Consider the following 20,336-nt stretch of genomic DNA (forward strand, 5'->3'; position numbering starts at 1 on the left):
CGCCGCAGTCGGCTCCGCCCACGAACACCGTACCTTTTCGGGTGCAGACGACGCATCCCTGACATGCACTAAGCCTGCTGACATTAGAAGGGCCGTATGTTAGCTTGAACACTAATCGGGACGTTTAATCCCGACGAATATGAAGGAGGAGACATGGGTTTTCTTGCTTGGATTATTCTCGGCCTCATCGTAGGGGCCATCGTTAAAGCCGTTATGCCGGGCAAAGTCGGCGGCGGCTGGGTGACGAGTCTCGTGCTCGGCGTGGTCGGCGCAATTGTAGGCGGCTGGATTGGCAGCCTCCTGTTCGGCAAGGGTGACCTTGCCTTCTTTGATCTGGGTACTTGGATCCTGGCTATCGTAGGCGGCCTGGTAGTTGCCGGCGTCTACGGCGCCATCACGGGACGCAGCAAGAGCACCCGGGCGCCCTGATTACCCACACCTCATCTGATTCATACAGCAAGGGCCCCGGAGAACGCCCGGGGCCCTGCCTTTAAGTCACGTATTCAGTCACGCTTTCTGGGACCTGGCACTCGCGTAGAGGCACACTGTTGCCGCTGTGCCGAGGTTCAAGCTTTCCGCTGCGCCGTAAACGGGCACGGCCACCCGGTGATCGGCCAAGGCCAGTTCATCTTCGGCGAGCCCCTGCGCTTCGTTTCCGAATAGCCACGCTGTGGGCCCCTCCAAGGCGAACAGCGATTCGACGCCAGGGCCTGCGATCCGGCGGGCGGCGTTTTCGTCCTGGAGCGTATCCAGGTTGACGTCACCGTCGCCGTCGGCGGCCAGTATGCCAATCCCCCGCGCGCGGCAGGCGGCTGCCACGTCCCCAATATCGGCGCCCAGGACGACGGGCAGATGGAACAGGGAACCGGCGGTGGAACGGACCGCCTTGGGGTTATAGATGTCAACGCTGGACGAGGTCAGGATGACGGCGTCCGCCCCTGCCGCGTCAGCTGCCCGGAGCACGGTGCCGGCGTTGCCGGGGTCCCGGACCTGACACAGCACTGCAATCAGCCGCGGGCCTGCGTCGAGGACCTGCTTAAGGCTCACGTCCAGGAAACCGCAGACCGCGAGAATGCCCTGCGGGGTTACCGTGTCCGCCATCGCGGCCAGCACTTCGTCGGTAGTAAGGTATGCGTCAATGCCCTCCGCGAGAGCCTCCAGGTCCGGGTGCCGGTCGAGGCAGGCCTCGCTCGCGTACACCTCATAGACGACGCCGGGCTCCCCCGCTGCAATCCTTTTCTGGTGCAGGGTCAGGGCCTCACGGACAGCCTGGGGACCCTCCGCCAGAAACTCGCTGCGCTTTAAACGGGCCGGGCGCCCGGCAAGCTGTGCCACCTTCCTCACCCGATCAGCTCGGGGGTTGGAGAGTGGAAAGTCTTGCGGGCGCCCGGTTTCGTTCATATAAGAACCTTAGTGGCTTCAGCCACCAGTCCTCGAACTGGCGTGGGTGCTACTTGGCAGCTACGTCAGCGGCAGGCTTTGCAGCCTTGGCCTTGGGTGCCTTGGCAGCCTTGGGGGCTGCAGCCTCGACGGCCGGAGCGGACGTGTCAGCAGGCAGGGAATCCTTGGCGATCTTCACCAGCGCGGCGAATGCGTTCGCATCCGAAACGGCCAGCTCAGCAAGCATACGGCGGTCAACCTCAACCTCAGCGGCCTTCAGGCCCTGGATCAGACGGTTGTAAGTCAGGCCGTTGGCGCGGGATGCAGCATTGATGCGCTGGATCCACAGGCGGCGGAAGTCGCCCTTCTTCTTCTTGCGGTCGCCGTAGCTGTACACAAACGAGTGCAGCAGCTGCTCTTTGGCCTTGCGGTACAGGCGTGAACGCTGTCCACGGTAGCCCTTTGCGCGTTCAAGGATAACCCGGCGCTTCTTGTGGGCGTTGACCGCCCTCTTCACACGTGCCACGTGCGTACTCCTTCGAAAATTCTGATCCCAAGCATCTACTGCCGGAACAACCGGCTGGCCTGAGAAGCCTTTTTGGTAGTTGACTGCTGCCAGGTGGCATCAGTCAGAGAACTTGGAACTTAGATGCCGAGCATCTTCCGGATGACCTTAGCGTCACCCTTGAAGACAATCTTGTCGCCGGCGAGGCGACGAGTCAGCCTGGAGGACTTGTGCTCAAGGTAGTGGCGGCGGTTGGCCTGCTGGCGGCGCAGCTTGCCGCTGCCGGTCAGCTTGAAGCGCTTCTTAGCACCACTGTGGGTCTTCATCTTCGGCATGGGAACCGATCTCCTTACGTGTCCACAGACATTGTCTGCAGTTCTTTCGAGCAGCCACCCCTGCAGGCGGCATGCTGGTTGCGTACTGCAGGAGGATAACCTCCCGCAGCTTTGAACTAGGTAGTCTTCTTGCCAGCCGGCTTCGGAGCTGCCTTGGGGGCAGGCCTTGCAGCAGGCTTCGGCGCTGCCGGCCGGGCGATCGGCTTAGGCATCGGCACCGGCGGCCTCGGGGCTGCCGGAGCCGCAGCTCCGGCAGGCTTGGCAGCGACAGGAGCCTTGACCGGCGCCGGGGCTGCCTTGGGAGCCTCACGCTTGGGAGCAGCAGCCCTCGGGGCAGCCTGCTTGGGCGCCTCCTGGACGGCGGCTTCCTTTACGGGGGCTGCCTTCGCGGCGGCTTCCTGGACGGGAGCCTCCTTCGCGGCGGCTTCCTGGACGGGAGCCTCCTTCGCCGGAGCTTCCTTGACAGGTGCTTCGGCTTCCGGAGCGGCTTCAACAGGCGTTTCAGGCTGTGCCGGAGCTTCGGTTTCCGGCTCCGTGGTGATGGCGAAACCTTCCGGAAGAAGGTCAGCCAGCGACTGCGTCAGCGGTGCCTGGTCGTCGCCGGAGACGTCGATGCGGCCGCCGCCCGTAGCTTTCGCTTCGTTCTGCGCCTTGGCCTCTGCACGCTGCGATGCGCGGCGTGCCTCAGCCTTGGCTTCGGCCTTGTTCTTCAGCGGGCCCACAACCATGACCATGTTGCGGCCATCGATACGCGGGCTGGACTCAACAACGCCCACTTCGGCGACATCGTCAGCGAAGCGCTGGAGCAGGCGGATGCCCATTTCCGGACGCTGCTGCTCACGGCCGCGGAACTGGATCATGGCCTTGACCTTGTCACCGGCACCGAGGAAGCGCAGTGCATGGCCGCGCTTGGTCTCGTAGTCGTGGGTGTCAATCTTGAGGCGGAAGCGGATTTCCTTCAGAACAGTGTTGGTCTGGTTCTTCCGTGCTTCACGTGCCTTGACGGCGGCCTCGTACTTGTACTTGCCGAAGTCCATCAGCTTGCACACCGGAGGCTTGGCCTGCGGTGCAACTTCAACGAGATCAAGATCGGACTCGGCAGCCAAACGCAGGGCATCGTCAATACGGACGATTCCTACCTGTTCACCTGCAGGACCGACCAACCGCACCTCGGGGACGCGGATACGCTCATTGATTCTTGGCTCGCTAATGTTAAAGCTCCTGTGATTGATGTGGTATTCCACCGGCAAATAGAGAAGGCCCCCAATTGCCGGAGCAATCGAAGGCCTCGATGATCGGATGCACCGACCTCACTAGAGGCAGTGCGCACTTCCCCAGGCTCAACGCCTGAAAGAACTGTCCGACCGATACCCGGCAACCTTGCTTCCTCAGGAATTACTTCCGCCGGGAAAACGGCTGACGCGGGTGGGAGGGTACTCCGCTTGCAAACTGCATGTCATTCTACAGAACAAATCCCGCCTAACGCAGCTAAGCGTTGATGGGACCTTCCACAGCAAAATAACGACATCCAGTCGGTCTGTGACAAGCTTACCAGTATGAGCACCCCAGACAGTAATTCACACGTTTTCGAGGCCCCGGCCGCCAAGGCTGACGTGTCCCAGCAAATCCGCGATATATCGGAGGTGCCGGCCATCGAGGTCATCACCACGGCCGCAGTGCACTTGATGAGCGCAGCCGCGGTCAAGCTGGGCCTCGCCGCCGAGGACAATGCCGAGGAACTCAAGGACCTGGACGAGGCCCGCAAGCTCATCACCGCCCTTGCCGGACTGGTGACCTCAGCGGCCCCCGAAATCGGATCCCAGCACGCCGGCCCGTTGCGCGATGGCCTGCGTTCCCTGCAGCTCGCGTTCCGCGAGGAGTCCATCATCCCGGATGCCCCGGGCAAGGGCCCGGGCGAGAAATACACCGGCGCCGTCAACTAGACCCAAAACAGCAAACTTCACAAAGTACGACGACGGCGGCGCGGCGGTCCACACGGACCCTCCGCCGCCGTCGTGTTTCAGGCAGCGGCGCGGCGGCGGCGGTGGGCCTGGAGCAGCAGTCCCACAAGGCAGAGCAGAACGCCGGCCACGCCCACGGAGACAAATCCGCCGGATGGTCCCATCCCGTCGATGAAAATTCCGGCAAGGGGCGCCCCGAGCGCCACCCCGGCAGTAAGCGCAGAGCCGTACCAGCCCATCGCCTCGCCGCGGCGGTCCTCCGCCACCAGGTCTGCCACATGTTCGGAGGCGGCCGACAGGACAGGGGCGCACAACAGGCCCGGAAGGATCGAGACAAAGGCCAGCGTCCAGGTGTCCTGGGCGAAGCCCATCGGGATGGTCAGGGCCGCCATCCCCAGCAGCAGGAGGATCGGCGAAACTGGACGGTGCATGGCCCCGTAGACCAGTCCGCCGGCCACCGATGCGGCGCACCAAAAGAGGAAAACAATGCCGATTTCGCCCTGGTGCCCGCCTGTTTCCAGGGCAGCAACAATGCCAACGTCGGTGCCGCTGAGCACCATGCCGGTTCCAGCCGCCACGGCGAATACGGCCGCTACAGTGGCCGTGAGCCAGGCGAAGTTGTGGGCCACCTTGCCGCGCAGCCCCGCCGACCCGCTGCGGATGCGTTCTGCCCCGGCCGGGACGAGGTCTGCCGCTGCTTCCTGGAGGTGTGCTGGTGCGGCGGAAACCACAGCCACTTCCGCGGCGTGGCGCTGGTCTGCCTGGCACTCCTCAGTCTGCGTGGCACTTCGGGTGGGCGGGTTGAACCACATCAGGAACAATCCGGCCAGTGACGTGGAAACGCCCACCACGGTGAGTCCCAGAGCGGTGAAGCCGCTGGTGGCCACAACGGCTCCGGCGGCAGGCCCGATCATAAACACCATCTCCGTGGCGATCGAGTCCAGCGCAAAAGCGGTCCGCCGCTGATCGCCGTCCGCGAGGACGCCCAGGGACTGGCGGATCACACTGAAGATCGGCAACGTCAGCAGGCCGCCGACGAACACCAGCGGAAGCAGCCACTGGTAGGACACGTGCGGCACCATGGACCAGATGAGGGCCTCTGACACCACTGACGGAATCAGCGCCCGGCGCAGGCCAACAGTGTCCACGCGCCTGCCGCGCCATGGTGCGCCAACGGCAATGCCGATGGTCATAACAGCCGCTGCGGCGCCGGCTGCTGCGTACCCCTGGTCCAGGGTCAGGACGATATGCAGGGTCAGCAGCAGGCCTGCCGCGGAGTGGGGGATGCGGGCGATCATGCCGACCAGCAGCAGCCGCCGGATGGGCCGGTGGGCCAGCAGCTCCCGGTAAAGAGCGAAGTTCACGGAAAATCCTTTGGGTCTGCCCGCGGCAGCCCGGGATCTCCGCGCCAACCGTCAGCTATTGTGCCGCGCGCCGCAACTTGATTTCGATCGAGTCAACACGCTCTCCAAACAATACATTCCGGGACCATGCCTGCTGGAGGCCGGACACCAGGTCCTGTACTGCCAAAGCGTCCAACCCATCCTCAAGGTGGAGCAGCACCTGAAGTTCCGGCCCGGCACCGCCCCCGGTGAGCGTGGCACCGGTACCGGTGAGGACGGCGACGCCGGAACCCGGGAGGAGGGCAAGCTTGCGCACCGCAGGGAAGGCGGCCGTTGCCTCAGCCATCTCGGCTGCCAACGCCGCGTCTGTGTAGGAAGGGATCCACTCCCGTTGTTGGGCCAGTGCCCAGACGGCGGGCCGCCGGACCACGAACGTGACCTCCGAGCCCGGATCGAGCACCAGCAGCTCGGCCCCCTCGGCCACGGCTGAGAGGGCAGCCCTGGCGGCGTATACCGCCACCGGCCGGGCTTCGGGGTGCCAGGCAGCCAAGGCATTCGCCGAGCTGAAGGCCGGCATGGCCGTCCGGCCGTCGGCGGCCTTCAGGGTGACCAGCGCCATGTCCGCCTGTTTGTCCGACGTCAGGCCGTCGACGCCGGCCGCTTCCTCGCCGAGCTGGGCGATGATCGGGATAAAGACTCGGGCGGTGGCCAGCGAGGCCACCACAGCCGCTTCGTCGCCGTTGCCGTCAACCAGAGCCGCGACGGCGGCGAGGTAGCCGGCGTCGGCCGTGCCGTCGTCGTCCTCGAAGTTATGGATCCTGCCTTCGTCCCCGGCGAGGCTCCGGCCTTCCCACGGCCGGCCGGCCGAGTCAGTACGGCCGCCCGCGCCCGCCAAAGCCGCCGCAATGTGTCCGGGCAGATGGCGCGGCGGCGGCGATTCCGCTGCCGGATCGGCGTTGTGCGTGCTGTCCACGGAACCGCCTAGCGGCGGCCGGCGACGTCGAGGGCTTCGGGGAGCGTGAAGGCACCGGCGTACAGCGCCTTGCCCACGATCGCGCCTTCCACGCCCAGCGGCACCAGGGAGCGCAGCACTTTCAAGTCGTCCAGGCTGGAGATGCCGCCGGAGGCGACCACCGGTTTGCCGGTCGTCTCCACCATCTGGCGCAGGAGTTCAACGTTGGGACCCTGCAGTGTGCCGTCTTTCGTAACGTCAGTGACAACGTACCGGGAGCACCCGGCTTCTTCGAGCCGGCCCAGGACCTCCCAGAGGTCGCCGCCTTCTTTGGTCCAGCCGCGGCCTGCCAGCGTGGTTCCGCGGACGTCCAGGCCGACGGCGATCCTGTCGCCAAAGCGGTCGATGGCACTGCGGGTCCACTCGGGGTTTTCCAGCGCCGCTGTGCCGAGGTTGACGCGGGCAACGCCGAGGGCCAGCGCCGCTTCGAGGGATTCGTCGTCCCTGAGTCCGCCGGACAGCTCCACCTTGATGTCAAGCCGGCCCACCACTTCACGGAGCAGCCCGGCGTTCGAGCCCCGGCCGAACGCGGCGTCGAGGTCCACCAGGTGTACCCATTCGGCGCCCTGCTCCTGCCAGTTGAGGGCTGCCTCCAGCGGTGTGCCGTAGCTCGTCTCGCTGCCGGCTTCGCCTTGGACCAGCCGCACGGCCTGTCCGTTTACGACGTCGACGGCGGGCAGCAGTTCAAGAACCGGCAGATCGGTTGCGGTGGTCATCTCAAATCCTTTTGGGTGTTGGGTTGCTCGTGGAAGCGGAACTGGGGGTTGCGTGGGCTAGGTTCCAGGAAGCGTCAGCAGGTACGCGGCCAGCAGCGCCATGCCGGCCAGGACGTAGAAGCCCACCTGGGTCCAGAGCGGTTTGTGCTGCTGCCTGAAGGACAGTGCGCCGCCCACCAATAGGCCAGCCAGGCCCATCAGGACAATCGACCACATCTAGGCGGCGTCCGTGGCAGCTGGCTTGCGAAGGCCGTCCACCCAGTTGCGCAGCAGCCGTGCACCGGCGTCGCCGGATTTTTCCGGGTGGAACTGGGTAGCGCAGAGCGGTCCGTTCTCCACTGCGGCAATAAAGCGCGCGCCATGCTCTGACCAGGTCACCAGGGGCGCAGTCATCCGCGGCTGGATCACGTCGAAGTTCCAGTCCTGGACACCATAGGAGTGAACGAAGTAGAAGCGCTGGTCCGCGACGCCGGCGAAGAGTTTGGATCCTTCCGGAACGTCAACCGTGTTCCAGCCCATGTGTGGCACCACCTCAGCGGGAAGGAGTTCCACCTTGCCCGGCCACTCCCCCATGCCTTCAGCTTCTGTCCCGTGCTCCACCCCGGCCTCGAACAGAACCTGCAGGCCCACGCAGATTGCCAGGACCGGCCTGCCCCCGGCCACGCGCCGGCCGATCAGCCGGATGCCGTCCACGGCCTTGAGCTCGCGCATTACAGTCTCGAACGCGCCGACGCCGGGTACCACCAGGCCGTCGGCATTAAGCACGTCCTCCGGCTTGGAACTGAGGATGACCTCGGCTCCTGCCCGCTCCAGGGCGCGCACGGCGGACCGGACGTTTCCCGAACCGTAATCCAGGACAGTGACCGTGGGCTTGCCTTCGGGCGACACAGGCTTCTTGCCGGTTGCCGGATCGATGACGGCGCCGTCCCGGAGAATTTGGCCGCTCACAGGGCACCCTTGGTGGAGGGGATTCCCTCCACGCGGGGATCGGGCTCTACCGCAGCACGCAGGGCGCGGGCGAAGGCCTTGAACTGCGCTTCCACAATGTGGTGCGGGTCGCGGCCCGCGATGACGTTCATGTGGAGGCAGATGCCGGCGTGAAGCGTGATGGCCTCAAAGACGTGGCGGGTCAATGACCCCGTGAAGTGGCCGCCGATCAAGTGGTACTCCTGCCCGGCAGGCTCTCCGCCGTGCACCAGGTAGGGGCGGCCGGAGACGTCGACGACGGCGTGCGCCAGGGCTTCGTCGAGGGGCACGGTGGCCTCGCCGAACCTGCGGATCCCGGCCTTGTTTCCCAAGGCAGTGCGCAGAACTTCACCGAACGTGATGGCGACGTCCTCCACGGTGTGGTGGACGTCAATGTGGGTGTCACCGGTGGCTTTGACCGTCATGTCAATGAGCGAGTGCTTGCAGAGCGCCGTCAGCATGTGGTCGTAGAACGGGACAGACGTGTCGATGTCCGAAACGCCCGTGCCGTCGAGGTTAATCTCCACGAGCACTGACGATTCACTGGTGGCACGCTCCATGCGTGCGGTCCGGGGCGCGGCAGCGTTCGATCCGGTGAAGCTCATGGTCATATGTCCTTTAGGCGAAGTCAGTGATGCGAAAGCGAAGGAGATGTGCCGGCGCGCGGCGGCGCCAATACTTCAAGTTTAGGCGGGCAGCCTGGCCTGGCTGGCCAGGATGCGTTCCAGCGACGTCAGGAAGGCTGTGGTCTCCGTCTCAGTTCCCGCCGTGACACGCAGGTGGCCGGGGATGCCGACGTCGCGGATCAGCACGCCGTCGTCCAGCAGCCGCTGCCAGACGTCATGCGGGCTGTCGAGGCCGCCGAAGAAGACATAGTTCGAATCGGAGGCGGCAGGTTTGAGTCCCATTCGCGTGAGTTCCGAGACGATGCGGTCGCGCTGCTCCTTGATGTCCTCGACGTCGGCCATCAGCGCAGTGCGGTGCTGCAGGGCGGCGAGGGCTGTTGCCTGGGTGATGGCCGAAAGGTGGTACGGCAGCCGGACCAGGCGCAGTGCGTCCGTGACTTCAGGAGCGGCGGCCATGTAGCCCAGGCGGGCGCCCGCGAGGGCGAACGCCTTGCTCATGGTGCGGGACACAATGAGGCGCTCCCGGCCGGGCAGCAACGTAAGGGCGCTCGGCGTTCCGTCGTGGGCGAACTCGTGGTAGGCCTCGTCAACGATGACGATGGTATGGCTGGCCTCGCCGGCCTCGTAGACGGCCTCCACGACGTCCAGGCCCAGCCCAGTGCCGGTGGGATTGTTCGGCGAGCAGAGGAAAACGATGTTGGGCTGAAGCTCTTTGACCTGCAACGCGGCCGACTCGGCACTGAGCCCGTAATCGTCGGCCCGCTGCCCGACGATGTACCCGGTGTCCGTGCCGCTGGCCAGGAGCGGATACATGGAGTACGTGGGCGGGAATCCCAGGGCCGTCCGCCCGGGTCCGCCGAAGGCCTGGAGAATCTGCTGGAGGACCTCGTTGGACCCGTTGGCCGCCCAGATGTTGGTGGCATCCAGACCGTGGCCGAGATATTCGGCCAGCGCTTCCCGGAGTTCGGTGAACTCACGGTCCGGGTAGCGGTTGAGGCCCGCCGCGGCTTCCGTCACGGCCACGCTGATCGCGGCCCGGACGTCCGCCGGGACGCCATGGGTGTTTTCGTTGACGTTCAGCAGGATAGGTACATCCAACTGCGGGGCACCGTACGGGGTCAGTCCGCGGAGGTTGGTCCGGAGGGGAAGTCTGTTCAGACGCTCTAGCTGGTCATTCACCTGAACAGTTTAGGTCCGAAGCAGACGGCCGGAAAATGTGACGGCCTGCGGCGGCACACGCCCGAGCCCGCAGGCTCTTTACCTGGTGGGGACGAAGAGCTGCTGTCCGGGGACAACGCCGCCGGCGGAAAGGTTGTTCAACTGGGCAATATCCGCGATGACATCACGGGGATCACGCTCGGGCGCAACGGTACTGGCGATGGCCCAGAGTGACTGGCCGGCCTGCACCGTGACCGAGACTGTTGGCGTTAGCGACAGGTCGGCGGCAGAATCGGCGGCCTTTGCCGGGGCGTTGAGGAAACCTGCCAGGGAAAGCAGGATTGCGGCAAGAATCACCAGCGGGATGCCGATGAAGACAATCCGGCCCCTGCGGGTCAGGCGCAGCGGCGGCAACGGTTCCCTGCGCTGCCTTGGCGCCGAACCCGACGTCGAAACGGGTGCGGACCACTGCCGCGAGGTGAGGTCCTGCACGGAAATGAACTGCGGACGCGAGTCCTGCGAAGCAGATAAAGCTGACATGAAATGAGCCCTCCTGGACCATACTGTGCTGCCCGGCGCGCCCTCCGCGTCCACTTGCCGGTACCGGCCTGAGCCGTCCATAAATTCGAATATTCGAATCCGCAAGCAACGAGTAGAACACATGTTCGAACTTTGCTTCTTCATTTTTAGCACTTATCAACGAATATTGTCGAGACTCGCTAGAACAAATGTTTGAAAAAGCCCTGTGGCTGGCCTACGTTTGGATGAAAGAACAACCACCTCTGTAGTTGATCAGCAGGGTCTGACAATCAACTCCGACACCAGCCCCGGGGCGTTCCAGGCACCAGCGGCCGGAGCGGAGCCGGGCAACCGAAAGGCATTGGCGAACATGGCAGCACCAGCCGCCGAGGGCAAGGCGACACCGCAGCGCCGCCAACCCCCACGGACTCCCAAGGGGCTCACCGCCCGCCAAAAGAAGATCCTTGAAACCATCCAGCGCTCGGTGAATGAAAACGGCTATCCGCCGTCGATGCGTGAAATCGGTGACACCGTGGGCCTGGCGAGTTTGTCGAGCGTGACCCACCAGCTCTCGCAACTGGAGAAGCTGGGATACCTTCGCCGGGACCCCAAGCGTCCGCGCGCCATGGAAGTCCTGATGCCGTTGACGCTTGACGGCGGGTCCCCTAAGGCGAACGGGACAACCAAGCCCTCAGTCCTGCACGGCATCGGCGGGACGGTCACCGAACTTCCCTCTGCCATGGACACCGCGATGGTGCCGTTGGTGGGCCGGATCGCGGCCGGCGGGCCCATCCTTGCTGATCAGGTTGTGGAAGACGTGATGCCCCTGCCTCGGCAGCTCGTGGGCCAAGGTGAGCTCTTTATGCTGCGCGTGGCTGGCGACTCCATGGTGGACGCTGCCATCTGCGACGGCGACTGGGTAGTGGTCCGACGGCAGGCAGACGCCTCCAACGGCGATATTGTCGCGGCACTGCTGGACGACGAAGCCACCGTCAAGACCTTCCGCCAGCGCGATGGCCACACGTGGCTGTTGCCGCAGAACACCCAGTACGAGCCCATCCTGGGCGATCACGCCACGATCATGGGCAAGGTCGTCTCGGTACTGCGGTCGCTATAGGATGCCAGCTGGCGCTTCACGCGCTGGCTAGGACGGGCTCTGGCTTGTAGGACCCGCGCAGGGTCCGCGCTCAGTCAGGCGCCTTTCCCGGCCAGCCTTTCCAGCGCTGCGAACGCTGTCTTCCGGTCCGTGGTGGGCCAGAACGGCGGCAGCGCGGCGCGGAGGAATCCGGCGTAGCGCTCGGTGGCAAGCCGGGAATCAAGCACGGCCACCACGCCTTTGTCTCCGGTGGAACGGATCAGCCTTCCCGCGCCCTGGGCCAGGCGGATGGCCGCGTGGGTCGCCGATACCGCCATAAAGCCGTTTCCGCCGGCCTGCGCAACGGCGCGGGACCGTGCGGTCATCAACGGATCATCCGGCCGCGGGAACGGAATGCGGTCAATCACCACAAGCCGGCATGATCCGCCCGGAACATCAACACCCTGCCACAGGGACATGGTGCCGAACAGGCAGGTATCTGGCTCGTCCGCGAACTGCTTCACCAGTGCCGTCATGGTGGAGTCGCCTTGGCAGAGAATGCTGAGGCCGAGCCGGGGACGCATCGCCTCCGCGGCTTCCTCAGCGGCACGCCGCGACGAAAACAGGCACAGGGCGCCGCCGCCGGACGCCCGGATCAGCGCCTCAAGTTCATCGAGGGCCTCCGGCGACGCCCCGCGGCCTGGCTTGGGGAGGTGCCCCGCGACGTAGAGGATCCCCTGTTTGGGATAGTCAAAGGGTGACCCGACGTCTATCCCGGTCCAGCTCGGTGCGCCCTCCCCCACCAGCCCCAAACCGCCGGCGGCCGGTTCAAAGGCTGAGCCGATGGCAAGCGTCGCTGAGGTCAGCACCACGGTGTGGCCGGCAAACAGCCCTTCGCGGAGCTTGCCGGCAACGCTGAGCGGCGCGATGTTGATCAAGGCCGGCGCAGACTCGTCGGGCTGCGCATAGCCCTGTTGCGGGTCGAAGGAACTTGCCCGGGAAAACCACACTACTTCACGGTTTTCCCGGGCCACGATCAGCCGTTCACACAGTTCGAGGATCAGCATCAGGCGTGAGCGCGCTAGTTGCCGCCCGCCGTCGGCCGTTTGGCTGCCGTCACCCTTGGAGTCGGACAGGGCAGCGCGGCAGGCCTCACGCAGCTGGTCCACGCAGTCCAGCTGTTCGTCGTTGAGGCCATTCGGGAGCAGCCCGTTGGGCACGCCGGCCAAGGCGAGTTCCAGGTTGGCGGCAGCTGCGTTGAGGGCATCCACAGTGATGGCCGTGTGTTTCCGAGCGCCCGACGCCGCAGCGTGGACCATTGCCACGGAGAGTTGCCCCGATACCGCACCGGTGACCCGGTCCTGCAGTTCGTGGGCCTCGTCCACCACCACAACGTCGTATTCGGGAAGCACTGCCAGGCCTTCAAAGGCGCTGACAGCGAGCATGGCATGGTTGGTGACCACAACGTCGGCCTCGGCGGCGTCGTGGCGAGCCAGTTCGCTGAAGCATTCGGCTGCCATGGGGCATTTTTGGGCCCCCAGGCATTCCATGGACGTCACCGAAACTTGCCGCCAGGCCCGGTCAGTAACGCCGGGCAGGAGTTCGTCACGGTCGCCCGTGGTGGTCTTCTCCGCCCACTCGCGCAGGCGCACCACTTCCTTGCCCAGCTGGGACGAGGGCCCGCCCAATGCGGCGGCGAAATGCGGGACGCTGGTGTCTTCGCCGAGGGAGAACAGCTGGCCCTCGGCGGGTTCCTCGGAGGGGAACCCGCCTTCGAGCTTGTGCTGGCAGACATAGTTGGAGCGGCCCTTGACCAGGGCCACCTTGACCGGGCGGTCCAGGGCAGGGGTGATGGTCTTCAGCAGCCGGGGAAGGTCGCGGCCCACAATCTGGGTCTGCAGCGCAAGCGTGGCCGTTGACACCAAGGTGGGTTTGTTGCTCACCAGCGAGTGCGCAATGAGCGGAATGAGGTAGGCCAGCGACTTTCCGGTCCCCGTTCCGGCCTGAACCAAGAGGTGGTCGCCGGTTTCGATGGCCTTGGCCACCTGCCTGGCCATCTCGTGCTGCCCACTGCGGCTTTGACCGCCCATGCCGGCCACGGCGCGGTCGAGCAATTCGATCACGAACTGCTCGCCGGCCGTACCTTTGACTTCCCCTGCCGCAACCTCAGTCATGGTTGATGAAGGGTTCCAGTTCAGCCGCAAGGCCCTCACGCACCATCACCAAAACACGGGTACCGTGCTCGCCGTGATCCAGGCTCAGGATCTCGGCATCGGTCTCGTGCAGTTTGCTGATCAGGTCACCGCGGTCGTAGGGAATAAGGAGCTCCAGCTTCACGCCGGGCCGCGGAATCCCCTCACTGATGGCATGCAGCAGTTCGGGGATCCCCTGGCCTGTGCGTGCCGAGACCACTACGTGGCGCGGCTCGCGCTGCTTGAGGCGCTCCACCACAAAAGGATCCGCGGCATCGGCCTTGTTCAGGACAATGATTTCGGGCACCTTGCGGGCATCCACTTCGCTGAAGACCTTGCGGACAGCGGCAATCTGGCCCTCGGGGTCCGGGTGGGACACGTCCACCACGTGCAGGATCAGATCCGCGTCAGCCACTTCCTCCAACGTGGAGCGGAAGGCCTCCACCAGCTGGGTGGGCAGTGAACGGACAAAACCCACGGTGTCCGCCAGGGTGTAGCCGAGGCCATCGGAGGTCTCTGCCTTTCGCACGGTGGGATCCAGGGTGGCGAAGAGTGCGTTCTCCACCAGCACGCCGGCGTCGGTCAGCCTGTTCAGCAGCGATGACTTCCCGGCGTTGGTGTACCCGGCAATCGCAACCGAAGGCACTGAATTACGACGGCGGTTGGCCCGCTTGGTTTCCCGTGCCGGCTTCATCGCAGCGATCTCGCGCCGCAGCTTGGCCATGCGGGTCCGGATCCGGCGGCGGTCCAGCTCGATTTTCGTTTCACCCGGTCCGCGCGAACCCATGCCGGCGCCCGCGCCGCCCACCTGGCCACCGGCCTGGCGGGACATCGATTCACCCCAGCCACGCAGTCGTGGCAGGAGGTATTCGAGCTGCGCCAGCTCCACTTGGGCCTTGCCTTCACGGCTCTTGGCGTGCTGGGCAAAGATGTCCAGGATCAGGGCCGTGCGGTCAATGACTTTGACCTTGACGATGTCCTCGAGACTACGGCGCTGGGACGGTGCCAGCTCGGCATCCACCACAACGGTGTCAGCCCCCGTGGACATCACGATTTCCTTGAGCTCAAGGGCCTTTCCGGAACCCAGGAACGTGCCCGGGTCCGGTTTGGCACGGCGCTGCACCATCCCGTCCAAGACTTCGGAGCCTGCTGTTTCGGCGAGGGCGGCGAGCTCACGCAGTGAATTCTCCGCGTCCGCCAAGGTGCCTTCGGACCATAGCCCGGCCAGCACCACACGTTCGAGCCGCAGTTGCCGGTATTCGACTTCAGTGACGTCTTCGAGTTCGGTGGACAGGCCAGCCACGCGCCGCAGTGCCCGGCGTTCCTCCCGGTCCTGCTGGTCGCCGTCGTAGCTGGTGTGTTCGTCGTCCAGGCGGGAGATCGCCTGAGCCCTGCCGAACACGGCCTTGTCACCGTCTGCGGCGGTGACGTTCCTGGCCGGTACGTCCTTGGCGAGAATCCGGTCGATGACAGCTTGGATCTCCTCGGGACTCATGTCCTGGGCTGCTGGATCGGAACCGGTGTTGGGCTGGCTGGTCATGGTCTCCTTTGAAGTTTCGGCATTTTCAGAATAGTGCCGATCGTTGGTCAATGGTGAAGTATTCGCGCTGGGCTGACGGCTTGCAGTCATCCGGGCCTCCTGGTCTGCTGCGTGCACCGGTCAGCACCGTGGCGCAGGGAGTCTCCGCATCCGGGAGATGCGTGGAGTGGTGGAAAGCGCGGGCAAACAGCAAGGGACCGGCAGCGGCAGATCGCTCGAGTATTGCCCGGCGGCATAACGGGTACGAAAGACCTGTTATGTGGCGCACTTGCGGAAGGTTAATACCTGCATCGCTGCGGGGCACGGCTTCGGGACAGGCGGCGTCCGGGAGGGACGCCGGCCGTGCCGGCTACTCGAAGATCAAGAACATGAGTTCAAGATTAGCAGAAGCGGTGGCCGCGGTTTCGCATTGACCACCCCGGCCAACTAATCTGGCCAGTTATGGAGTCCGCACACTATTTCAGCGCATCGCCCGCCGGGCCGTTCACCCGTAAACCGCTCACAGTGGAACTGGCCGGCGAGACGCGCACGCTGCAGACGTCCGGCGGCATCTTCAGCCCCGACGGCATCGACAAGGGGACAGCTGTGCTCCTGGCTGAGGTCCCGGCCCCGGACCCCACAGGCAACCTCCTTGACATCGGCTGCGGCTGGGGGCCTATTGCCCTGACCCTCGCATTGCGGGCGCCGCATGCCAAGGTGTACGCCGTGGATGTCAATGAACGCTGCATCACGCTCACCAATGAGAATGCGGCCCTGCTGGGCCTGGGCAACGTGTTGGCCAGCGCGCCTGACGCGGTGGACCCTGAGCTGCGCTTTGACACGATCTGGTCCAACCCGCCCATCCGGATCGGCAAGGATGAACTCCACAGCCTCCTGAAGATGTGGCTGCCCCGGCTGGCGCCGGGCGGCTCCGCGTGGCTGGTGGTCCAAAAGAACCTGGGCTCGGATTCGCTTCAGCGCTGGCTGTCGACGGAGCTGGACGCATCGTTCGCCGTAAGCCGGGAGTCCACGTCCAAGTCCTTCCGGATCCTTCGGGTCAGGAAAGCGTCCCAGTAGCCACAATCTCGGCGGGCCCGCTGAGCTCGACGTGCTCGTGCCCGCCCGCTCCGGCGAAGAACTTAACGCCGACGACGCCGCCCGGCACGTTGACCAGCCAGGAGTCCGGCGCTTCCGCCCCTGCCCAGTGCCTGATGGCCACTGCGGCCGCGCACGCGCCTGTTCCGCAGGACTGGGTTTCGCCCACGCCCCGCTCATGGACGCGCATGGTGACGGTGCCGATCCCGTTGTGGACCAGCGGTTCAGAAGGCACCACGAATTCAACGTTGGTTCCATTGGCGGGAACCGGATCGACCTGCGGAGCCGTGTAGAGCCTGGTGGCTTCCAATTCGGACAGTTCCGCCAGTGCCACCACGGTGTGAGGGTTGCCCATGCTGACTGACAGGGCCGGGCGGGGCACTTCCAAGCCGTCCGCGGTTACCAGCGAATCCATGCCTTTGGCGGTCGCGTCGCCGGGGAAAATGAACTCCCACCGCCCCATGTCCACCGCGTAGCTGTCCCCTGTCCGGACCACGGTCTTGACGCCGCCGCGCGTCCCGATGGTGAGCGCGCCGCCGTCGGGCAGGTCAACCAGGCCTTCGGCACGCAGGAAGTGCACAAAAACGCGTACCCCGTTGCCGCACATTTCCGAGAGTGACCCGTCGCCGTTGCGGTAGTCCATGAACCACTCCGCTTCCGGGCTGCTCAGCAGCAGCTCGCGGCCTTCGGAGAGGTACCGGGAGGGGACGGCCCGGATCAGGCCATCGCCGCCGATCCCGCGGTGACGGTCGCACAGGGCGGCTACCTGGCCGGCGTCGATGGTGTAGACGCCGTCGGGATCAGCGATCAGCACAAAGTCGTTACCTGTGCCATGGCCCTTGGAGAAGCGGAGACCGCCCAAAGTGCGGAAGGCGGGCTCTGTGATCTCTGCGGGAGTTGCGTCCATGGTCCTAGATTACCGGCTGAGAGCCACGGCCTGGGCCGCCAGGTCCGGCGCTTGCCAGTCCAGCCAGGTGATGCGGGGATCGGCACGGAACCACGTGAGCTGGCGCCTGGCAAACTGCCGGGTGGCCACAATGGTGTCCTCGGCCGCCTCGGCAACTGTTGAGCCGCCTTCGAGCATTTTCAGGAACTGGGCATAGCCCAGGGCCCGCGGCGCAGTTTTGCCGGCGCGGAGACCCAGCGCGTCCAGCCGGCGCACTTCCGCCAACAGTCCCTGGTCCACCATGTTGTGGACGCGCAGTGCCAGCCGTTCACGGAGGATGTCGCGGTCCACGGCCAGGCCGATCTGGACGGCAGGCTGGAAATACTCGCGCTGGGGCATAAAGGAGCTGAAGGGCCGGCCGGTGAGCTCGTGGACTTCGAGCGCCCTGATGATCCGGCGCGAATCGGAGACACGGCCCGCGGACACCGGATCCACCTCCCGGAGCCGCGCCAGAAGGGCATCCTGGCCGGCTTCCTCAAGTTCGGCCTCAAGCCGTTGCCGGAGGACGGGATCCGTGCCGGGGAATTCGAGGACGTCGAGGGCAGCCCGCACGTAGAGACCCGAACCGCCCGCGAGAATGGCGCGCTTGCCACGCGCGTGGATATCGCTGACGATGCTCCGGGCCTGCTGCTGGAAGTCTGAAACGCTGGCCTCCTCCGTGACATCCAGGATGTCCAGAAGGTGGTGGGGAACGCCCTTGCGTTCTGTCGGCGTGATCTTGGCGGTGCCTATGTCCATCCCGCGATAGAACTGCATGGCATCGGCATTGATGACCTCGCCGTCCAGTTCCAGGGCGATGTTCACGGCCAGATCGGATTTACCGGACCCTGTGGGACCAACGACGGCAATAACCGGAGGCTGGGCCACCGGTCAGCGGCCCCGGACCGGCAGCGTGGGCATACCCAGCGAGACTCCGGTCCGGCCGACGCCGCCTGCGGCAGCCGGCACGGGAGCGCCGCACGAATCTGCCTGGGACCTGTCCCAGGCGTCCCCCGCGCGGGAACGTCGCAGGCTGTAGTCCTGCACCGACGGGTCAGCCACAAGGTGGAAGGCTGCGGCTTCGGTGATGGTCACGGTGACAAGGTCGCCGGGACGCGGCGCCTCTGCCCCATCGGGAACAGAGAAGTGCACCAGCCGCTGGTCCTGGGACCGGCCGGACAGCCTGTGGGTTTCTTCGGACTTGCGCCCTGAATGGGCAGTGACCATCACCTCCACCCGGCGGCCAAGCTGCGTGGCGTTTTCCTCGGCGGCAATCCTGTCCTGCAGCGCGGTCAGGCGTTCAAAACGCTCCTGGACCACGGCCTTGGGAAGCTGGTCCGGCAAGTCCGCGGCCGGAGTGCCCGGACGCTTCGAATACTGGAAAGTGAAAGCCGTGGCGAAGCGCGACTGCTCCACAACGTCAAGGGTGGCCTGGAAGTCTTCCTCGGTTTCGCCGGGGAAGCCGACAATGATGTCAGTGGAGATGGCGGCGTGCGGGATCTTCTCGCGGACCTTATCCAGGATGCCCAGAAACTTGGTGGACCGGTAGGACCGTTTCATGTCCTTCAGGACTTTGTCCGACCCGGACTGCAGCGGCATGTGCAGCTGCGGCATCACGTTGGGGGTTTCGGCCATGGCGTCGATGACGTCGTCGGTGAAGGCGGCAGGGTGGGGGCTGGTGAAGCGGACCCGCTCCAGGCCTTCGATTTCCCCGCACGCGCGCAGGAGTTTGGAGAACGCCTGCCGGTCACCGAACTCAACACCGTAGGAGTTCACGTTCTGGCCCAGCAGGGTGACTTCGATGGCGCCGTCATCCACCAGGGCCTGGATTTCAGCCAGGATGTCGCCCGGGCGGCGGTCCTTTTCCTTCCCGCGCAGGGCCGGGACGATGCAGAACGTGCAGGTGTTGTTGCAGCCGACCGAGATGGAGACCCAGCCGGAATAGACCGAGTCACGCTTGGTGGGCAGGGTGGAGGGGAAGACGTTCAGGGATTCGAGGATCTCCAGCTGGGCTTCGTTGTTGTGACGGGCCCGGTCCAACAGGGCCGGTAGCGCCCCGACGTTGTGGGTGCCGAAGATTGCGTCCACCCATGGAGCCTTCTTGAGGATGGTCTCGCGGTCCTTCTGGGCCAGGCAGCCTCCCACGGCGATCTGCATCCCGGGGTTGGCCGCCTTGACGGACGCCAGCATGCCCAGGTTGCCGTAGAGCTTGTTGTCCGCGTTTTCGCGGACCGCGCAGGTGTTGAACACCACGACGTCGGCCTGCTCACCGCTGGCCGGCACGTAGCCCGCGTCCTCGAGCATGCCGGCCATCCGCTCCGAATCATGCACATTCATCTGGCAGCCGAACGTTCGCACCTGATAGGTACGGGGCTGCTGGAGGGCTGGGTCGGATGTCGGGGCGGTACCGGATGCGGGGGAAGGAATGGTCAAACTCACCTGTTAAGGGTACCGGGTCGCCACGGTTACGCGGTTGGCGGGAGGCGCCGCTTCACCGAGCCTACAGATCCGGCAGGCTCTCCAGTGACTCTGCCTGGCTATCCGCACGCGCGTCGAGTACCTCTCCGACGATCCGGAACGCCTGCGACGGCTGATAGCCCTTACGGGCCAGCATCGACGCCAGCCGCCGGGTGATCTTGTCCCGCTCGGCGCGGTCCGACAAATCCGTGCCTGCCCGGAGCTTCCGCTCCACGAGGAGCCGGGCAGACACTTCTTCGTCCGCGTCGGAAAGCTGTTCCAGCGCGGCGGCTGCGGTGTCCGGGTCAATTCCCTTGTCCGCCAGCTCGCGCCGGAGGGCCCCTTTGGCGAGCTTCCGAGACTGCGACCGGCTGCGCACCCACATGTCGGCGAACTCGGCGTCGTCAATGAGGCGGACCTCCTGGAAGCGGTCCAGGACGGCTTCGGCCACGTCCTCCGGAATGTTCCGCTCCGCCAGTTTTCGCGACAGCTGCAGCCGACTCTTGGCGGAACTGGTCAGCTGCCGGAGCACGATGGCCCGCGCCACGGACG

Annotated in this window: 21 protein-coding genes and 2 pseudogenes; 5 read left to right on the forward strand and 18 right to left on the reverse strand. The window is 65.3% G+C overall.

Features of this window, described 5'->3' with window-relative positions:
- The first annotated feature begins 153 nt into the window (after positions 1 to 153).
- Positions 154 to 429, forward strand: coding sequence for a GlsB/YeaQ/YmgE family stress response membrane protein (locus NG701_RS03870; protein ID WP_056342958.1), 276 nt, complete (start codon positions 154 to 156; stop codon positions 427 to 429).
- A gap of 78 nt (positions 430 to 507) precedes the next feature.
- On the opposite strand, the gene NG701_RS03875 is transcribed toward NG701_RS03870, so the two are convergent.
- The 3 genes from NG701_RS03875 to rpmI form a co-directional block, all read right to left on the reverse strand.
- Entirely contained in the window at positions 508 to 1,401 is an 894-nt protein-coding gene (locus NG701_RS03875) for a TrmH family RNA methyltransferase (protein ID WP_252564714.1), read from the reverse strand.
- A gap of 49 nt (positions 1,402 to 1,450) precedes the next feature.
- A complete protein-coding gene (gene rplT, locus NG701_RS03880; protein ID WP_056342954.1) occupies positions 1,451 to 1,906 on the reverse strand; it encodes a 50S ribosomal protein L20 in 456 nt (151 codons plus the stop codon).
- Positions 1,907 to 2,025: 119 nt separating this feature from the next.
- Complete coding sequence (gene rpmI / locus NG701_RS03885) at positions 2,026 to 2,220, reverse strand: 50S ribosomal protein L35 (RefSeq protein ID WP_009358635.1); 195 nt, start codon at positions 2,218 to 2,220, stop codon at positions 2,026 to 2,028.
- Between the two features lie 342 nt (positions 2,221 to 2,562).
- Here rpmI and NG701_RS21310 point away from each other — a divergent pair.
- Positions 2,563 to 2,667: pseudogene (locus tag NG701_RS21310) on the forward strand (hypothetical protein); the annotation flags it as partial.
- A 320-nt stretch (positions 2,668 to 2,987) separates the two neighbouring features.
- Here the strand turns inward: NG701_RS21310 and infC are convergent.
- Positions 2,988 to 3,464: pseudogene (gene infC, locus NG701_RS21315) on the reverse strand (translation initiation factor IF-3); the annotation flags it as partial.
- A 312-nt stretch (positions 3,465 to 3,776) separates the two neighbouring features.
- On the opposite strand from infC, the gene NG701_RS03895 reads away from it, so the two are divergent.
- Positions 3,777 to 4,163 carry a DUF1844 domain-containing protein gene (locus tag NG701_RS03895; RefSeq protein ID WP_252564716.1) on the forward strand — a complete coding sequence of 129 codons (387 nt, stop codon included), beginning with the start codon at positions 3,777 to 3,779 and terminating at the stop codon, positions 4,161 to 4,163.
- Positions 4,164 to 4,240: 77 nt separating this feature from the next.
- Here NG701_RS03895 and NG701_RS03900 read toward each other — a convergent pair whose 3' ends face one another.
- From NG701_RS03900 to NG701_RS03935, 8 genes are all read right to left on the reverse strand, one after another.
- Positions 4,241 to 5,545 carry an MFS transporter gene (locus tag NG701_RS03900; RefSeq protein WP_252564718.1) on the reverse strand — a complete coding sequence of 435 codons (1,305 nt, stop codon included), beginning with the start codon at positions 5,543 to 5,545 and terminating at the stop codon, positions 4,241 to 4,243.
- Positions 5,546 to 5,600: 55 nt separating this feature from the next.
- On the reverse strand, positions 5,601 to 6,497 hold the full coding sequence (locus NG701_RS03905) for an SseB family protein (protein ID WP_252564719.1): 897 nt from the start codon (positions 6,495 to 6,497) through the stop codon (positions 5,601 to 5,603).
- Positions 6,498 to 6,505: 8 nt separating this feature from the next.
- Positions 6,506 to 7,252, reverse strand: a complete 747-nt coding sequence (priA, locus tag NG701_RS03910) for a bifunctional 1-(5-phosphoribosyl)-5-((5-phosphoribosylamino)methylideneamino)imidazole-4-carboxamide isomerase/phosphoribosylanthranilate isomerase PriA (protein ID WP_252564721.1) — start codon at positions 7,250 to 7,252, stop codon at positions 6,506 to 6,508.
- Positions 7,253 to 7,309: 57 nt separating this feature from the next.
- Positions 7,310 to 7,468 (reverse strand): CG2302 family histidine operon protein, encoded by a 159-nt coding sequence (locus NG701_RS03915; protein WP_167349814.1) that lies wholly within the window; start codon positions 7,466 to 7,468, stop codon positions 7,310 to 7,312.
- Entirely contained in the window at positions 7,469 to 8,200 is a 732-nt protein-coding gene (gene hisH / locus NG701_RS03920) for an imidazole glycerol phosphate synthase subunit HisH (RefSeq protein WP_141140036.1), read from the reverse strand. It abuts the gene before it with no gap.
- Positions 8,197 to 8,823, reverse strand: a complete 627-nt coding sequence (gene hisB, locus NG701_RS03925; protein ID WP_058932709.1) for an imidazoleglycerol-phosphate dehydratase HisB — start codon at positions 8,821 to 8,823, stop codon at positions 8,197 to 8,199. Before hisB ends, hisH begins: the two co-directional genes overlap by 4 nt.
- 81 nt (positions 8,824 to 8,904) lie before the next feature.
- Positions 8,905 to 10,023 (reverse strand): histidinol-phosphate transaminase, encoded by a 1,119-nt coding sequence (locus tag NG701_RS03930; RefSeq protein WP_252564723.1) that lies wholly within the window; start codon positions 10,021 to 10,023, stop codon positions 8,905 to 8,907.
- A 78-nt stretch (positions 10,024 to 10,101) separates the two neighbouring features.
- Positions 10,102 to 10,542 (reverse strand): LysM peptidoglycan-binding domain-containing protein, encoded by a 441-nt coding sequence (locus NG701_RS03935; RefSeq protein ID WP_252564725.1) that lies wholly within the window; start codon positions 10,540 to 10,542, stop codon positions 10,102 to 10,104.
- A 349-nt stretch (positions 10,543 to 10,891) separates the two neighbouring features.
- Here NG701_RS03935 and lexA point away from each other — a divergent pair, with 349 nt between their 5' ends.
- Positions 10,892 to 11,638, forward strand: coding sequence for a transcriptional repressor LexA (gene lexA, locus NG701_RS03940; protein WP_252564727.1), 747 nt, complete (start codon positions 10,892 to 10,894; stop codon positions 11,636 to 11,638).
- Positions 11,639 to 11,712: 74 nt separating this feature from the next.
- Here the strand turns inward: lexA and NG701_RS03945 are convergent, their stop codons facing one another.
- Together NG701_RS03945 and hflX are read right to left on the reverse strand one after the other, a co-directional pair.
- Positions 11,713 to 13,770 carry an ATP-dependent DNA helicase gene (locus tag NG701_RS03945; protein WP_252564729.1) on the reverse strand — a complete coding sequence of 686 codons (2,058 nt, stop codon included), beginning with the start codon at positions 13,768 to 13,770 and terminating at the stop codon, positions 11,713 to 11,715.
- Positions 13,763 to 15,328 (reverse strand): GTPase HflX, encoded by a 1,566-nt coding sequence (gene hflX / locus NG701_RS03950; RefSeq protein ID WP_252564731.1) that lies wholly within the window; start codon positions 15,326 to 15,328, stop codon positions 13,763 to 13,765. Before hflX ends, NG701_RS03945 begins: the two co-directional genes overlap by 8 nt.
- Positions 15,329 to 15,769: 441 nt before the next feature.
- On the opposite strand from hflX, the gene NG701_RS03955 reads away from it, so the two are divergent.
- Positions 15,770 to 16,384, forward strand: a complete 615-nt coding sequence (locus NG701_RS03955) for a class I SAM-dependent methyltransferase (RefSeq protein ID WP_252564733.1) — start codon at positions 15,770 to 15,772, stop codon at positions 16,382 to 16,384.
- On the opposite strand, the gene dapF is transcribed toward NG701_RS03955, so the two are convergent.
- From dapF to NG701_RS03975, 4 genes are all read right to left on the reverse strand, one after another.
- Positions 16,365 to 17,309 (reverse strand): diaminopimelate epimerase, encoded by a 945-nt coding sequence (dapF, locus tag NG701_RS03960; protein WP_252564735.1) that lies wholly within the window; start codon positions 17,307 to 17,309, stop codon positions 16,365 to 16,367. The two genes, NG701_RS03955 and dapF, sit on opposite strands and share 20 nt — an antisense overlap.
- Positions 17,310 to 17,318: 9 nt before the next feature.
- Complete coding sequence (gene miaA / locus NG701_RS03965; protein ID WP_252564737.1) at positions 17,319 to 18,215, reverse strand: tRNA (adenosine(37)-N6)-dimethylallyltransferase MiaA; 897 nt, start codon at positions 18,213 to 18,215, stop codon at positions 17,319 to 17,321.
- A gap of 3 nt (positions 18,216 to 18,218) precedes the next feature.
- Positions 18,219 to 19,766, reverse strand: coding sequence for a tRNA (N6-isopentenyl adenosine(37)-C2)-methylthiotransferase MiaB (gene miaB, locus NG701_RS03970; protein WP_252564739.1), 1,548 nt, complete (start codon positions 19,764 to 19,766; stop codon positions 18,219 to 18,221).
- Positions 19,767 to 19,827: 61 nt separating this feature from the next.
- On the reverse strand, positions 19,828 to 20,331 hold the full coding sequence (locus NG701_RS03975) for a regulatory protein RecX (RefSeq protein ID WP_308291963.1): 504 nt from the start codon (positions 20,329 to 20,331) through the stop codon (positions 19,828 to 19,830).
- Positions 20,332 to 20,336 lie beyond the last annotated feature (5 nt).

This window comes from Pseudarthrobacter cellobiosi, assembly GCF_023913815.1.
GTDB lineage: Bacteria > Actinomycetota > Actinomycetes > Actinomycetales > Micrococcaceae > Arthrobacter > Arthrobacter cellobiosi.